This window comes from Mesorhizobium cantuariense (assembly GCF_042647205.1).
Classification (GTDB): Bacteria; Pseudomonadota; Alphaproteobacteria; order Rhizobiales; family Rhizobiaceae; genus Mesorhizobium; species Mesorhizobium cantuariense.
Genome location: NZ_JBHRVD010000001.1, coordinates 5,286,253 through 5,302,399 on the forward strand (window position 1 = coordinate 5,286,253; position 16,147 = coordinate 5,302,399).

The 16,147-nt window shown below is 62.5% G+C and carries 12 protein-coding genes; 1 reads left to right on the forward strand and 11 read right to left on the reverse strand.

The genetic code is table 11. The features are described from left to right. Positions 1-36: 36 nt before the first annotated feature. The 11 genes from ACFOJ9_RS25845 to ACFOJ9_RS25895 form a co-directional block, all read right to left on the reverse strand. Positions 37-2,169, reverse strand: coding sequence for a type I secretion system permease/ATPase (locus ACFOJ9_RS25845; protein WP_378982577.1), 2,133 nt, complete (start codon positions 2,167-2,169; stop codon positions 37-39). Between the two features lie 39 nt (positions 2,170-2,208). Further along, positions 2,209-3,657, reverse strand: coding sequence for a TolC family protein (locus ACFOJ9_RS25850; protein ID WP_378982579.1), 1,449 nt, complete (start codon positions 3,655-3,657; stop codon positions 2,209-2,211). A 479-nt stretch (positions 3,658-4,136) separates the two neighbouring features. Beyond that, positions 4,137-4,700 carry an invasion associated locus B family protein gene (locus ACFOJ9_RS25855; RefSeq protein WP_378982581.1) on the reverse strand — a complete coding sequence of 188 codons (564 nt, stop codon included), beginning with the start codon at positions 4,698-4,700 and terminating at the stop codon, positions 4,137-4,139. Then, on the reverse strand, positions 4,670-5,146 hold the full coding sequence (locus tag ACFOJ9_RS25860; protein WP_378982583.1) for a DUF4189 domain-containing protein: 477 nt from the start codon (positions 5,144-5,146) through the stop codon (positions 4,670-4,672). Before ACFOJ9_RS25860 ends, ACFOJ9_RS25855 begins: the two co-directional genes overlap by 31 nt. A gap of 44 nt (positions 5,147-5,190) precedes the next feature. Beyond that, complete coding sequence (locus tag ACFOJ9_RS25865; RefSeq protein WP_378982585.1) at positions 5,191-5,856, reverse strand: hypothetical protein; 666 nt, start codon at positions 5,854-5,856, stop codon at positions 5,191-5,193. Between the two features lie 13 nt (positions 5,857-5,869). After that, positions 5,870-6,445, reverse strand: coding sequence for an invasion associated locus B family protein (locus ACFOJ9_RS25870; RefSeq protein WP_378982587.1), 576 nt, complete (start codon positions 6,443-6,445; stop codon positions 5,870-5,872). 7 nt (positions 6,446-6,452) lie between these two features. After that, the gene (locus ACFOJ9_RS25875) at positions 6,453-11,105 is read right to left on the reverse strand and encodes a YadA-like family protein (RefSeq protein ID WP_378982589.1); all 4,653 of its coding nucleotides are present in this window, start codon (positions 11,103-11,105) and stop codon (positions 6,453-6,455) included. Positions 11,106-11,300: 195 nt separating this feature from the next. Then, positions 11,301-11,969 carry a helix-turn-helix domain-containing protein gene (locus tag ACFOJ9_RS25880; protein ID WP_378982591.1) on the reverse strand — a complete coding sequence of 223 codons (669 nt, stop codon included), beginning with the start codon at positions 11,967-11,969 and terminating at the stop codon, positions 11,301-11,303. Between the two features lie 210 nt (positions 11,970-12,179). Continuing rightward, complete coding sequence (locus tag ACFOJ9_RS25885; RefSeq protein WP_378982593.1) at positions 12,180-12,959, reverse strand: helix-turn-helix domain-containing protein; 780 nt, start codon at positions 12,957-12,959, stop codon at positions 12,180-12,182. Positions 12,960-13,382: 423 nt separating this feature from the next. Beyond that, positions 13,383-13,583, reverse strand: coding sequence for a hypothetical protein (locus ACFOJ9_RS25890; protein ID WP_378982595.1), 201 nt, complete (start codon positions 13,581-13,583; stop codon positions 13,383-13,385). A 166-nt stretch (positions 13,584-13,749) separates the two neighbouring features. Continuing rightward, positions 13,750-14,787 carry a LacI family DNA-binding transcriptional regulator gene (locus ACFOJ9_RS25895; protein ID WP_378982597.1) on the reverse strand — a complete coding sequence of 346 codons (1,038 nt, stop codon included), beginning with the start codon at positions 14,785-14,787 and terminating at the stop codon, positions 13,750-13,752. A gap of 286 nt (positions 14,788-15,073) precedes the next feature. Here ACFOJ9_RS25895 and ACFOJ9_RS25900 point away from each other — a divergent pair, with 286 nt between their 5' ends. Beyond that, entirely contained in the window at positions 15,074-16,093 is a 1,020-nt protein-coding gene (locus ACFOJ9_RS25900; RefSeq protein ID WP_378982599.1) for a sterol desaturase family protein, read from the forward strand. Positions 16,094-16,147: the final 54 nt, after the last annotated feature.

Sequence of the window (16,147 nt, forward strand, 5' to 3'; positions counted from 1 at the left end):
ACGCCCCAACGCATTGGATGCATTACATTTGTTTTGTCAGGCGCTTGTTTTCTGCAACGCCTGTATGACTTGGTCCTTCGGTCCGTCGGCTACGATTTTACCCCGTTCGATAACGATCAGGCGGTCGGCGAGTTCAAGCATGCTGAAGCGATGTGTGGAGACAATCAGCGTGGTGTCGCGGTCAAAGGCGACTTTGAGCTGCTTGATCAACTGGCGTTCCGATGCGAGATCCATCGAGCCCGACGGCTCATCCAGAAAGACGATTTTCGGTTTGGTCAGCAGCAGGCGCGCGATCGCCACAGTCTGCCTCTGGCCGCCTGAAAGATTGGTGCCGCGCTCGCCGACATTCATGTCGTAGCCGCGCGGGTGGCGTGAGACGAACTCGTCGACCCCGGCCGCCTTTGCCGCTTCGATGATCTGCTCATCGGTAGCCTCGGGGCATGCCATCAGGAGGTTTTCCTTGATGGTGCCCGAGAACAGATCGCCAGCCTGCGCAACGATGCCGACCGCAGCGCGAACCTCGGACGGGTGATACTGGCGAATGTCGATCCCATCCAGCAGCAACTCACCGGACGTCGGCAGGAACAGCCGGCCGATCAGCCGACCCATCGTCGTCTTTCCCGATCCTATGCGGCCGATGATGCCGATCCGCTCACCCGGCTTCACCGAGAAATTCAGGCCGGTCAGAACCTCGTTTTTGGAGCCGGGATAGACAAACCCGACGTTCCTGAACACCATCGCCCCCTTGCGAATGGGGCGGTTGACGAAACCCACCGTGTCGGGTCGGTCTTCCGGCTGAGCCATGATCGAGTTCACCATTCTCAACGAGAGCATGGCCTGGCGGAACCGGGACAGCGTGATGGCGATCTGGCCGAGCGGAGCCACGGCCCTGCTCGCCAGCATCACCGTTCCGATGATTGCTCCTGTCGAAACATGCCCTTCCGAGAAGGCATAAGCGCCGGCCACCACCAGAGCGACGGTCACCAGCTGTTGTATGGACTGGGTTATGTTGCCTGCGGCAGCCGAAAGCTGCTTGATCTTCTCGGACGTGTTGGCGGCGTTCTTGGAGTGCTCCCCCCATTTTCGCAGCAGATACGCCTCGGCGCGCAGCGACTTGATTGTCTCCAGCGTGGAGATGGATTCGACCAGCAGGGCCTGGCGTTGCGACGCTTCGTTCATCGAGGCGGCGACGCGCTTGCCGATGCGGCGCTGGGTGATCAAGCCGACGATGACGGACATCACGAAGGCCAGCGCCGGTATGATCACCAGCCAGCCGCCTATCGCATAGATGACAAGAAGAAAGACGAAGACGAATGCCGTGTCGATGAACACGCTGATGGTGTTCGAGGTGAAGAACTCTCTGACGAACTCATATTGCGTGACCCTGTTTGCATATTCACCAGTCGAGCCAGGACGCGACGACAGCGACGAGTTCAGCACTTTTTCGAACAGGAGATAGGATATCCGAATATCCGCTTTGCGCCCGGCATAGTCGATGAGGGAAGCCCTGGCCGTCTTCAAAAGCAGGTCGAACAGGATGACGGCGCCAATGCCGATTGCCAGAACCCACAGTGTCGATATTGCCTTGTTCGGCAGGATCCTGTCGTAGACGTTCATGGTGAAGATGGGCGAGGCTATGGCCAGCAGGTTGATGAACACCGCCGCCAGAACGACCTTCGAATAGGTGCGCCAGAAGGCTCCCATCGTTCCGGTCAGCCAGTGTCTCCGCTCGATCTTGGCTGCCGAGCCGACCGTCATCCCCTCGGTGGCATTGGCATAGGTGATCGAGAAGGACGCGCCGCCGCTGATATAGCTGGCGGCGAGTTCCGACCTGTCGATTGCAGTGCGGCCGTCTTCCTGGGGCGCGGTGATATAGGCACCGCCTTCGGTTTGGGCGAGCAGGGCGACTGGCAACTGGCTGACGCGAAAGACGATGGCGGGAAGGTCGATACGCCCCCTGAGAAAGTCGCGGTGGCTGAACTCAGTGACTTCCAGGCCGATGCGCTCGGCAAGGTGCCTGATGTCGTCGACTTCAATTCGCGTGTCCGAGAGCGGCACGCCGGCAAACAGCACGGTCTCCGCGCTCGGCCTGCCGAGATATCCGGCCACGGCTGAGAAACAGGCTTTGAACGCCTCCTTGGGGGAGAGGATGTTGGGTTGCTGGTTCACGATCTGCCCGTCAGGACTCTCGCCGGACCTTGTGCCGTCTTATTTCTTCCTCACCGGGGCGAGGATATCGAAAGGCAGGTCGTTCTTCTGCTCCGATGGCGTCCGCGCATAGGTTTCAGTGTCTGCGGTTTCTGGTGTTGCAAATTCGGTTCGTGCATAGGCCGTCGCTTGCTTTGCCGGCTCAAGGTTCATCGTTTTCAGCAACTGTCCGGTCGCGGCCAGAAGCCGGTACTGGGCAAACAGCGATGCATAGGATGCGGTGTCCGCCAGCGTTGCCGTGTTGAAACGCGTATTCTGCGCATCGAGCACGTCGAGCAGCGAGCGCTGTCCGACTTTGAACTGCTCGCGATAGGAAGCAACCAGCTTCTCATTGGCGGCGGCTTGTTGCCTCAGGGTCTTTGCCAGATCGGCCTGCCGGAAACGGCGATCCCATGACGTGCGGACGGCTTCCTCGATTTCGCGCAAGACCTGATGATAGGCAAGCCGCTGCTCGCTGGCACGGCGGATCTGCTCCTGTTCATTGGCCTTGTCTATGCCGCCCCGATACAGGTTCCAACGCAGCACCAGACGCGCCTGCAGATCATTGGTGTCCCCATCGTCGCCGTCAATGTCAGTGCCTGCCCTGGCCCGACCTTCAGCAATGACTTCAGGGCCATATTTCGCTCGCGCCGCGTCCACCAGGGAAGCGGCAGCGTCGATATCGCTGGTGGCCATGTGAACACGCGGATTGTTCTGTCGTGCCAAGCCTATCGCGTCATCCAGTGACCGCGGAAGTGCGGCAGCGACATCACCGGGCCGCGAAGCATTGACCAGCGGCTTTCCGACGGTCTTGAAGAACCGTATCTTGGAAGCCTCCAGTTCTTCGGTCGCCTCCTGCATGCGCGCCTTGGCAGCGAACAGACGCTCCTCAGCCTGTTGCCGGTCGGCCTCGTTCAGCGCTCCGCCTGAGATGCCTTGCCGGATGTCACCGAGTATCGCCTGGTGGAAACCCAGATTCTTCTTGGCTTCGGCAACGATCGAAGCCTGCAGCATGTATTCGAGGTAATCCTGGACAACGGACAGCCCGATGAATTCGGACCGTTCCAGCACCCGGAACGACGCTCCGTCGACTCGCGATGCCTGACGGTTCAATTCCGCCCGCCGCGCTCCGCTGTCATATAGCTTCTGCGTGACCACCAGATCCGCTTCCACCGGATAGAGCGAATCGTCCTCTATCGACAGTGCGCGCCGGGACGAATTGTCGAGCCGGCGAACGCCACCTGATGCCTCGACATCGACACTTGGAAGATAAAGGCCCTTGGCCTGCCGCAACTCGAATTCGATTGCTTCGCGGTTTTCGATTGCCTGTCCAATCTCGGGATTGGATTCCACCGCAACAGCCATCGCCTCCTTGAGCGTGAGCGCATGAGCGCCCCCGCAGGTCAGCATGGTGGCCGCCATCAAAAGACCAAGACGCTTGCCTATGGTCGACATGCTTGTCGTATTCATCAAACCCACCCTAACGTTTCCCCAGCGCCCTTTTTCAGAGCGCTACAACCAAGCCAAGGCCTGCCCGTCGACGAATTATCCACAAATTCACGAAATGTGTGAGCGATTATTGGTTTAGAGGCAGCTAAAACGAGGTTTCAGGCAACAAGGCTGCGAGATGTCGCAAAAATGGCACATAAACATCCGCCCGTTGCGGTTGTATCCGGACGCTGCCAAGTGTGGAGAAAGCACAAGAAACAGAGATTGTCGACCGATAGGGCCAGAATCATAGGTGTGGATAGTCGCTATTGACGATTGAACCAGTGGTTGGGTCGCTGTTTCGGGCAACGACACCCCAGGGTGCCGCGTCAAGAAATACGCCATCGGCGGCGGCCGGCGTGCGCATCATGCCGTAGACATCGCCCGTCACCGCCGCAGGCCTGGCAGCGGTGACACGGCTCCGGAAGACACATATTGGTCGCGGGCTGACCCGTTTCCTCTCAATTTGCGCTTAACGCGGCCATGCGGTCGAGCGCCGCGGTCAGGCCGCGAAGCGACACCGGGAAGGTCAGAGGGGTCTCGGCATCCGTCGTGACATTGAGCTTCAGCACCGAGCCTCCCCTCAGCTTTCCAAGCGTCGGCCGATCGACGGTAAAGACCGAGACGCAACCCGTCGGCAGGCAGGTCCTGAATCGCTGCGGGGACAGTGGCGGCTGATCATCGATCTGCAGCGTTACACCCTGATCGAGCAAGATGCCAAAGGGCAGAAGCAGGGTAGCCGTCGTCGACCCGTCCGCGCGCCCCGCGATCTCCACGGCAAGAAGCCTTTGGCCGTTCTGCTGGACCTGGTCCTGCGCAAGCGAGCACATCCTCGCCTTCTCGCGAACGGAACAGGTCACGCTCCAGTCCTGATAGACTTCACGCAGCGACGACGGTCCATCCGGGACAGCCGCCACCTGCTGCTGCGCCGACGCCGGCGACATCAATGAAAATAGAATTGCCCCACATGCGGAGACGGCCTTCGGGCCAAGCCTCATGTGCAGACCCACTCGCGGATCTTGCATTTTTCTCCCGCCGCCTCGCAGGCCTGCAAAGCGAGGTCTTCGGCTTCGCGGCGGGTCTCGGCGGAATTCACACCCCAGGGCGTCAGTCGCTCGGTCTGCTTCTTCTCGGCCACGGCCAGGGCGCCGCAGTGTTTGTAGGGAAAGCCGGTCTCGTCGTCGTCGTTCCAGTGGCGATGGTTGCGGAACACGGTGACGACGGTGCAGGTCTTTCCGCCGGCGTTCTCGCAGTATTTCAGCGCGATGTCCTTCGCCTCCTGCCGCTTGTCCGCACCCCAGAAGAAGCCATGCTTGGTGTCGGCGCTGGAATAGGCGATCGCCCCCCAGATACCTTTTTCCTCCTGCGGCGGAGCGGGCGGTTGCTCCGGTCCGGGCAGGTCGGCCGAGACGACTTGCCCGGCCCAGAGCAGCCCAATGCCTAGAACGGCGGCCACAGATCCCGATCTCATTGTCAGCAATCCTCTGCAGGGTTCGTCGTCATCAACTTCGCGTCCTACTTCGCCGCCGAAGCGACGGAGATCACCACACAGCTTTTGCCGGTCGGCAGGAGAAGCGCTTCACCGGCATTGCCGCCAAGCTCGTAGACCTCGACCTGTCCAAGATGGTCGGTGATCTTGCTGCCCTGCGGCAGAATGGACGGGATGTCGGCGCATGGGCTGGCGAATGGCGCCACCCGCACCATCGCTCCCTCGCAACCCGAGGCGGTGGGCGAAGCGAAAACGATGCCGGCGGCCGGCCCGCTATAGCGTTCCGACGCATAATCCATGCCGACAAAGGCCTGAACGGCGTGCTTGTCGGCGGCCTGGTCGTTCCACAAGGATTTGACGCTGTATTTCGTGCCGGTCGTCAGTATCTGTCCGAGCACCGGATAAACGGTCGAGCAGGCCTGCACGCCGGCTTGCTTGACGTGCTCGAGGAAGGGCGTGTCGGGAAGCGCGGGAGTGGCTGTCTCGGCCTGTGCGGCCGTCGCGCTGCCTATGAGATTGGCGATCGCCGCATAGTTCCCGGCCGCGAAGCCGAGGCCCGCCACGACCAGTCCCAGCAGTGAATATCCGGCGATGCGTGGCCACCGCCGCGGTGTGGGCTCGACCCGCCTCTGCCGATCCGCCTCGACGGTCGGGGTGCGTTTTGCGGACGTGAACTGGTCCTGCTGGCTCATGGTTGTGCCCCGGTTATTTGAGTGGTGAAAGGGCCTCTGACAGCCCCTTGAGTGTTGCGGTCACGGTGATCGTCTGACCGTCGACGGTCGAGTAGGAGATCGCCGGTGTCGCATTCTGCGATATCTGCCGGCGCATGACGGGCCCGACCGGCAACATGCCGACACAGACCATTTCGTTGCAGCCGTTCAGTTGAACGTCGATCGCCTGGTCCCGCCCCTCGAACTTCACTGACACCAGGCCGTCGCTCTTGGCGTTCGGGGCGGTGCGCAGGATCATGTACGGCTTGCCATCCTGGGTGGCGGCAAGCGACCAGCTGAAGGCCATCTTGCCGGACGCGTCCTCGATGATCTGCGAGACGTTGCAGACCTTCTTGCGGGCTTTGAGGTTCTCGTCGCAGATCAGCGTCCAGTTATCGAATGGGCGGATGGTGCGCTGGTAATCTCCGAGCCTCACCTCGGGCGGGACCACCACGTCCGAGGACTTGATCCTGTATGTGGAACCAGCCTGCCCGACAGCAGGCACGAGACCACCGCAGAGCGCCAGGCAAGTCAGTATGGCAAGGCGGGCATGGCTGGTTTGCCTTTTCATTCCCGCCTCAGTTCAACGTGAAGCTGATGCCGGCGCCGACACCGACATGCCCACCCGCGGCCGTGCCGGACAGATTGCCGCGGATGCGGCCGTCTTCACTGGTGTAGCCCGCGCCGAAGGCAAACGCGCCTGCGTCCCGCCACAAGCCGCCACCCGCCGCGACGCTCAGCTTTCCGGGCCGGTCGTCGTAGCGCAGCGAGGCGGCGGCGAGGCCTATTGCGGCCGCCTGCCGCGCCTCGTCGCGGATGCCGCTGACGTCGGAATTGAGCTGGCTGAGCTTTTGGTCGGTATAGTCGTTGGCCTGCTGCAAGGTCGTGACCGCCACCTTGTCGGTGTAGGCGTTGGACGTATCGATAGCGTAGGCCACGCGGTTGTCCGTATAGCTCTTGCCCGCGGTCAGGCCCTGGTTCATCTGGTCGACGTTGACCGCATCGGTCCCTTTGACGCCGGGGCCGACATTGGAGATGACGACCGGCGCGTTGACGTCGCCACCTTGCAACGTGATGGTGTTCGTCTTGTTGCCGCCCTGGGTGTCATAGGTCACCGCATTCTGGGTAAGGTTTCCGACGCCGGCTTTCAGATCCTCGATCGCCGTGTTGGTGGCGTGGAGCTGCGAGCCGTTGATCGCATCCGTGCTGCCGGCATCGACGCGGCCAGCGGCGACATTGGTGATCGTCCTCTCGGCGCCGGCATCGCCCACGCTGACGGTTCCGGTCGGCGTCGTCCCGGCATAGGTGTAGGTCTTGCCGTTGATGACGGTGCTGGAGGTCCCGACGGCGGCCTGCGTCACCGAACCGGAGCCGAGCGCCACATCGTTGGCATTGTTGGCCTTGGCGCCCTGGCCGAGCGCCACCGCCCCTTGCGCGCTTGCCGTGGCACCATGCCCGGCGGCAAGGCTGTCAGTGCCGCTGGCCACGCTCTCCGGCCCGATCGCAACGGCGTCGGTGCCGCTGGCGGCGGAGTCGGCCAGCGTCGAATTGGCGTGGAAATACTTGATGCCGCCGCCATTGCTGATGGTGGTGAGCGCATTGTTGACGGCGGTGAAGCCGTCATAGACGGTCGTGTAGTTGTTGCCCTGGATGTTGTAGGTCGGGCCGGTGACCGAGCCGTCGGGATTGACCGTGGTGCCGCCGCCGAACAGGTTGCTGATGTTCTGCGCCGTGCCGCGCAGCTGCGAGACGTTGACGGCATCGGTGTCGACCGAGCCGGCCGCGACATTGGTGAGCTTGCGTTCGGCCCCGGCGGCGCCGATCGACACTTCGCCGGCCGATGTCTGCGGAGCGGTGAGGGCAAAGGCCGTGTAGCCAGCCTGCGCGCCGACCGTGGTGATGGACGACGCACCGAGCGCCACGCTGTTGGCGAAGGTGCTCTGGGCGCCGGCACCGAGCGCCACCGACTGAACGCCGGCGGCGGTCGAGGCGGTGCCGAGCGCGATGCCGTCGGCCAGCATCACATGCGCGTTCTGGCCGATGGCCGTGCCGCCGGGCGCGATCTGGTCGACGATGGCGCCATTGCCGATGCCGATGCCGTTGTCGCCGTTGACGACCGTGGTCGGGCCGACCGCGACGGACTCGGCGCCCACGGCAAGCGAGTCGCCCGCCGCAGAATTGGCGTGGAAATATTTGGTTGAGGTGACGGCAACCGAGGCGATGGCGCCCTGAAGCTGGCGAACGGTTACCGCATCCTGCGCCTGCGTGCCGTCGGCTACGTTGGTGATCTGCCGGTAGGACGTATCCGTGCCGACCGAAACGGCGCCGAGCAGCGTCTTGTCCGTCGTGTTGTACTGGATGAAGTTGGACGGACCGGCCGCGATCTGGCCCGTGGCCGGAGCCAAGGCGCGATCGGACACGGAACCCGAACCGAGCGCCACACTACCATCGATGCTGGCCGCACTGTCGCGGCCGAGCGCCAGCGCGCTGTCGCCGGTCGCGGTCGCCTGGTAGCCGACGGCCGTGGAGCCGACACCTTGCGCGAAGGAGTCGGTCTGCGCCAGCCCGGTCTCGTTGGTGCGGGCGTAGCGAATGCCCTCGCCATTGGCGTCGGTAAAGACGGTCGAGGTATCGCCGGCGATGTTGTTGATGGTGTTGCCGAGATTGGTGATGTTGCCGCCGATATTGTTGACGGTGGTGCCGATGGCATCGACCGCCTGGTTGGTGGCGAAGAGCTGCGAGCCGTTGACCGCATCCGTCGAGGAGCCGCTGATCCGCCCCGCCGCGACATTGGTGACGGTGCGCTCGGCGCCGACCGCGCCGACGCTGACCGTCGAGGCCGGCGTGGTGCCCTGGAAGGCGTAGGTCGTGCCGTTGATCACCGTATTGGGCGTGCCGACCGCCACGGCGGTCACCGAACCGGAGCCCAGCGCTACGTCGCCTGCATTGCCGGCGGCGGCGTTTGCCCCCAGCGCGAGGGAATTTTGCCCCGTCGCACTGGCGAGGAAGCCCACAGCTGTCGATTCGGCACTGCCAGCAACGGTTCCGATACCGAGTGCGGTACTGCCAGCCCCGCCGGCGTTGGCGCTGACGCCGGCAGCGAGAGAATTGTCTCCTGTCGCTTTTGTTTGAAATCCGAATGAGGAGGAGTTTGTGCCGGTGGCGCTCGCATTCATGCCGGCCGCGATGGCGCGTGTCCCCGTCGCGGTCGCGCCGGGCCCGATCGCGACGGAGTCCGTACCCGTCGCCGACGAGTCCGCCAGCGTCGAGTTGGCATGGAAATACTTGATGCCGCCGCCGACGTTGATGTTGTTGACGGTGGCACCGATGGCGTCGACCGCCTGATTGGTGGCGAAAAGCTGCGAACCGTTGACGGCGTCGGTCGAAGACCCGCTGATCCGCCCCGCCGCCAGGTTGGTGATGGTGCGCTCGGCGCCGACCGCGCCGACGCTGACCGTCGAGGTTGGCGTGGTGCCCTGGAAGGCATAGGTCGTGCCGTTGATGACCGCGCTGGGCGTGCCGACCGCCACGGCGGTCACCGAGCCCGAACCGAGCGCCACGTCGCCCGAGCTTGCCGCCGCAGAGGCGCCATTGCCCAGCGCGACATTGCCGGCGAGGCCGGCGGCACCCGCGGTGGAACCGTTGCCCAGTGCGACGGAGCCCTGCCCGATCGCTTTGTTGTTGTTGCCGATGGCGACCGCGCCGGCGGCCTGGTTGGCGGCCGTCGCGGTTGCCGTGCCGTCGCTGTTGGCGATGTTGTTGGCGCCGCCGACGAAGGCGCCGGTGCCGCTGGCGAAGCTCGGATCGCCGATGGCCACCGCGCCGTCGCCATAGGCCGTGTTGCCGGAGCCGATCGAGACAGCCTTGCCGCCGGTCGCGACCGCATTGGTGCCCATGGCGACCGCCTCGGCGGAATCGGCCTTGGCATTGTTGCCGACGGCGATGGCGCTCTGCGCCGACGCGTTGGAACCGATGCCGAGTGCGGTGCTGGCGACCCCGCCGGCGTTGGCGCTGACGCCGGCAGCGAGAGAATTGTCTCCCGTCGCCTTGGATCCTGTCCCGAATGAAGATGAGTTTATGCCGCTGGCAACGGCCGTGTTGCCAACCGCCGTGCTGGCGGCGGCGCTCGCTGCTGAGGTGGTGCCTATGGCGATGGCAGATTGAGCGCTCGCATTTGCTCCTACGCCGAGAGCGGTCGCCTGAACGTCGGTTGCAAATGCGTTCTGGCCGATCGCGGTGCTAGACGTGGCTGTAGCGTTGGCATTGGGTCCGATGGCGGTACTGTATTGGCCTGATGCCTTGGCTATGTATCCAAACGCGGTTGCGTCGAGGGCCGATGCAACGGCCTCACGGCCAACGGCGGTGGAATTGACACCGCTGGCAACGGAACTCCATCCTCCGGCGAACGAAGTGAGGCCGCTGGCCGTGGAACTGACACCGACCGCAGTGGAGTTGCCTCCCGAAGCAACGGCGAAGGTGCCAAGCGCACTGTCGCCGGCGCCCGTGGCACTGGCTTGAACGCCGAGCGCGACTGAATTGACGTTGCTTGAGATCGTGCCTTGGCCAAGAGCCACCGCGGCGGCGCCCGAGGCTGACGCACCCGTGCCGATAGCCACCGCGTTTCCTGTGGTCGCCTTGCTCTGGGTCCCTATCGCGGTAGCGCTGAACCCAGATGACAACACATCCGTGCCGAGCGCGATGGCGCCCTGCGCAAGGGCACCGGTGTTCGGAACGGTGCGCGCGCCAATGTTGATGGAGTTTATCTGGGACGCGATCGACTGGAAGCCGATTGCGACGGCATTCTGGGCGCCGGCGTTTGCGGCGGTGCCCTGGGCAATGGAATCGATACCAGCCTGCGATGCTCCATTTCCAACCGCGATGCCGCGCAGCCCGCTGGCCGTCGAGCCAGGTCCGACGGCCACGGAATTGCCGCCGGTCGCGGTGCCGCCGCCGGCGGCATACTGCGCCAGTGCCGGCGTGGCGATGCCGCCGAATGCGATCGCGCCCAGCGCCACCACCAGCTTGCCGGCGCCGAGCGCGCCCAGCCCATGTCCCTTACGGCGCATGCCAAGCACGCGATACGACATTCGCAGCACGGCCATCAGGCGGCGGCGCAGCGAGCGAGAGCCGAAATCAGCCCCCGCGATCCAGTGTCCGGCGAAATGCGCCGCGCGACGCTGAACAAACGAGCCGCTCGAAATCTGGTCGCTCGAAATCTGATTGTCGGTCATGGTTCCCTCTCCGCTGGCCGGCACGAAATGTCTGACAATTCCGATCCACGGCAGGAAGACATGATTCCTGCCTGCGGTATTTCACGAAATTGCTATCTTGTGAGAAAAAGCGGAGCAAATCTACAGAGGTTAACGGATCGTTACTTTAGACAATGCTTTAAAATCAAGGAATCAAGCAATGCCGTAAGTGCCGTCTCATCTAACCTTCGCGCTAAGCTTGCTCACCCGAGCCTGCAACGGCGTCACCTGCCGGTATTTCTTCATCACGGTGGTAAAATGGCTCTGGCTTGAAAACCCGCAGGAATGAGCGATGTCGGCGATCGTCATGCGGCTGTCGGCAAGCAATCTTTCCGCGAAATCCAGCCTGAGATCGAGGACATACTGATGCGGCGGCATCCCGAACGTCCTGGAGAAAGCGCGCAGGAAATGATATGGCGAAAGCTCACAAACCGCGGCCATCTCGGCAAGCGCCAGCTTGCGCGAAAAGTTCTCGTTCAGGAACTCCTGCACCTTGCGAATGCTGCGGACGGAAAGCCCGCCTTTCACGTTGAGCAGCGGCTGCCGCGCCGCATTGGTCTCGGAAATCCGTCCCGGGGACTCATCATCGCGCCGCATTTTCTCGGCCTCCTGATATTTCCCCGCATGATGCCCAACCGTAGGGCAACCCTGCGGTTCCCCGGAAAAACAATTCGTGATGGATGAAACCTGACCGTTGTCGCCAGTCAGATTCGTTGGGCAATTCCAGTCCGATGACGACACAGAGCAAGACCACGGTTTGGGCGGATGGTATTTCAGGAAATTGCTGCGTTGAGAAAACGAAAGCCGACTGGCCGGCACTCGCGCCGCCACAGCAGACAGAAACACCAGGCACGCCGAAGATTTTCCCACTCCGAGTTTTGGGCATATTCGCGACCGACGTATTTTGGAAAATTCGGGATTCTTTGTAGGAAATTCCGGTATTTGGGTATCGGGCGGCAGATGTCGCTGCTTTGCCACAGCGCCCGCGCGCCCTGCGCGGAGGATGTTGCGGCCCTTTGATTTTGCGCCTGCGTTTCCATGTATCGCCCTGCGGTTTCAGTTTCTGACGCAAGCATGTCCCGCCGGCGTTCTTCCCCTGTATTTCTTCATCGTCGCGGCCAAATGGCTTTGATCCGAAAACCCGGCCAGGTATGCCACCTGGGCAATCGAAAGTTTGCCGCCGACGAGCAGCTTTTCCGCGAAATCGAGGCGCAGATTGATCAGATACCGATGCGGCGGCATGCCAAACGTCCTGGCGAATGCCGCGATGAAATGGTTGGGCGAGACGCCGGTGACCGAGGCGAGTTCGGCGACCATGATTTTTCGCGCGAAGCCTTCATTGAGGTACTCCCGCACGCGCCGGGCACCATCGGGCGAAAGGCCGCCCTTGTGCGACACCGGCTGCGTCCTGCGGCTCGTGTAGGTGCGCAGCAGATGAATACCGAACACCGTGATCAGCGAGTCCAGATAGAGCTCGTTCGGAGGTGCCTTCCCCGTCAGCTCGGCGGTGACCTTCTGGGCTATGGTGAGCGCCCAGGGGTCGACGGTGCCGAACGCGGGTGGTTCGAGCTCGACATCGGCGAGATCGAACTCATGAACAGCCAGCTCCGACAGCGCCGCGGGAGATATGGATATAACGGCATTTTCCCGGGTCGCCGACCAGGCAAGGGTGCTGTCCACGCCGGCGGGATTGATCACCATGCAGCCGGTCGGCGCATCGTACTCCTTGATCCTGTCGCTGCCGAGCGAGGCTCGCAACTTGCGCATCGGCGCCAGCACGATCCCCGCCGAATGCTCCTTGGCCAGGAACTTTTGCGACCCGGGACCGCCACGCACCGAGTATATCACGCTCCCCTGTTGGGTGGCCCGTCTCGGACCCGCGCCTTCAGGAACTATTTCCAGGACGTGTCGGACTGCCCGTCCCCGATCGACGCCCCGGGGATCGCCATCCCGAGCCTCGTCCGCACTTTTCATTCCGCCTCGCCTCGGCCGCTTTGCCGCCGCTTGAATCCCCCTAGCCCCATGACTGCCCTAACTCAGCGTAATGCACATGCCGCGGATAGTGAATAACATCCGTGCGCAAAGAAAAAATTTTGTTCGGGATAAAAAGAAAGAATATGGCCAGCGATGGGAGTTCCTGGATATTTTCTTCCACGCGATGGAGAGGACTTTCATCGACGCACTACGCTCATCGAGGGGAAATCGGCCAGAGGTCGGAGGGCCGCGATGAGGCTACAAAGCCTGGTTCATGGCTGGTCGTTACAGGTCGTTGCGACGCTTCTCGTACAGATCCCACGCAAGTTCCACAAAGCCCAGAAGAACATCCTCCTCGCTCCACCCGGCAGCGACTGCCGCCTGAACGATTTCACGGAGGAGAGGCAGCAATTGGCGTTGGCATTCGACCGATGTGTCGACAGCGGCATCATCGCCAGGAGGTCCATCGAAGTTGAACTTCATCATTCGGCGCCCCCCTCGCCATCAATCAAAATGTTAAGTCGTTAATTTTGTTCCTGCTGATATACATTACATCCAGGACCAAAGCATAGGAAGCCTTGAAGAACCAACGCGGCGGAAGACAACACGACGAAGCAGCCGCTCATGCATGCCGTTGCGTTACCGTTATGAGCTAGATGTTCTCGCGGGTGTAGATCTCAAAGGGCAGGATCGTCGTGAAGTTGCCGCCTTCGTTCGGGGCGGAGACGGCGCGGACCATGCCGGCCAGCGCTTCCTGGGCAATGCGGGCGAGCGGGTGCGAAATGACAAAGGTCAGCGTGCCGTCGAGCAGTGCCGGGCGCGTCGAATCCATCAGCTCATAGCCGACGACGACGAGGCTGCCGGCCCGCCCGGTGGAGCGTAGCGCCGCGATGGTGCCGGTGATGCCGCCACCGGCGACATAGAGGCCGGACAGATCCGGATTTTCGTTCAGCAGCTTTTCGGTCATCTCCTGCGCGATGGCGCTCGATTCGAAGGTCAGCAGCGGCTCCAGCAGGGTGAAGCCAGGCGCGTGCTCGCGGAAATAGGAACGGAAGCCGCTCTCGTTCATTTCCTGGCAGCGGTAGCGGTGGTTTCCGACGAGGATTCCGAGCTTGCCCGGCGCCCGACAGACGTGCTCGAACACCCAGGCCGCGGTGCGCCCGACCTTCCAGTTGTCCAGGCCGATATAGCGCACATGGCCCGTCGCCGAGATCTGCGAGATCAGCGCAAACACCGGCACGTTGCGGGCATTGAGCGTATCCACCGCCTGGGTGACGAGGGGATGGACCGCCGCGACGACGCCGACGGCATCGCATTCCGCGCCCAAGGCCAGCATCCGCGAGGCGACGTTCTGCGGTGACAGATCGTCCAGAAACTCCGTGCGCAGCTCTATCTCGCAGTCGGGCATCGTTTCGGTTGCCAGGCGCAGCGCCTCGGCCATGTTTCGGTAGAAGGCGCGGCCGGGCTGGTGCAGCAGGAAACCGAGCCGGTAGCGCGGCCGCGCGGCCGCCACGCGGCTGCGCAGCGCGCCCATGCCATAAAAGCCGATCTGCTCCGCCGCCAGCCTGACGCGCTCGCGCGTACCCTGGCGCACGGCGCCCGCACCGCTCAGCACCCGGTTGACGGTGGCCACCGAAACATTCGCCTCGGCGGCTACATCCCTGATCGTTGGCCGCTTGTTCTGATCCATTCCGTCTCATCCGCTTGTAGCAATTGATACGAAAATATCATTTCTCGTGCCATATTGATATGAATGACACAATCCATTTGGAACAAACATTCTATTCTTGATTCATTTTGGATCAAGATGTTTATCTCGTCAAAAGCAAGCAAGGCGGACGCACCGCCAGCCCAGGGATAGCAGCAGCACAGCGCAGACAGGTTCTCGCCCACCGCTCTCAGGCGGTGTGAGGCAGCATGCGCGTGCGGCCCATCCAAAGGCGTTGCGGGTGCGGCATTGCGGGTGGAGGATCTGCATGGACGATCTCAAATACGGCGTGCGCGACAAGCGCGGCGACTGGAAGCCGAACGGACGCATCGAGGGGGCGCCGTTGTTGAACTGGCCGCCCAGGCTGCCGAAAATCCTGGCGTGGCTGCCCGGCTATATCTGGCCGTGGAATGCCTTCCACATGGCCACTGCCCTCCTCTACTGGTTCTATGTCGTGCCGAGCGTCGAGACGATGAAGACGATCGGTTGGGGCTGGGCGCTGTGGCTCTATGCCGTCAACGCGGCGGCGATCCTCGTCTTCTACGGCATCTTCGAGCTGCGCTATTACATCAAGCGCGCCCAGGCGACCCGGTTCAAATACAACCACAAATTCCCCAGCGATGCGCCCTCCGACGTGTTCTGGTTCCAGAGCCAGAACCTCGACAATTTCCTACGCTCGTTCTTCATCACCATCCCGCTGTGGACCGTGGTCGAAGTCATTTTCCTTTGGTGCTTTGCCAATGGCTATGTGCCGTGGATCGGCTGGCAGGATCACCCGGTCTATCTCGCAGCACTCGTGCTGATCGCGCCGGCCATCCACGAGGTGCACTTCTTCTTCATCCACCGCCTGATCCACTGGGGGCCGCTCTATCGCTGGATCCATTCGGTCCACCACAATTCGATCAACCCGTCGCCCTGGTCCTCGCTGTCGATGCATCCGGTGGAAGGCTTCCTCTACCACGCGGTCGCCTTCTGGCATCTTGTCATTCCGTCCAATCCGATCATCGCCCTGTTCCAGCTGCATGTTGCCGGCTTCGGCGCCGTCAATGGCCATCTCGGCTTCGACAAGCTGGAAGTGACCGAGGACACGGCCGTCGATAGCCACGCCTACACGCACTACCTGCACCACAAATATTTCGAGGTGAACTATGGCGGCGACGGGCTGATCCCACTCGATCGGTGGTTCGGCACCTGGCACGACGGCACCAGAGAGGGCGAAGCCATGATGGACGCCCGTTTCCAGAAAAAGAAGGAACGCATGAACGCCAAGGCCGCGGCGAACCCTTGATCACGTCACACGGCGCGCAACCGGGAGAGAGGCGCGCAGGAGAGGTCACAGTTT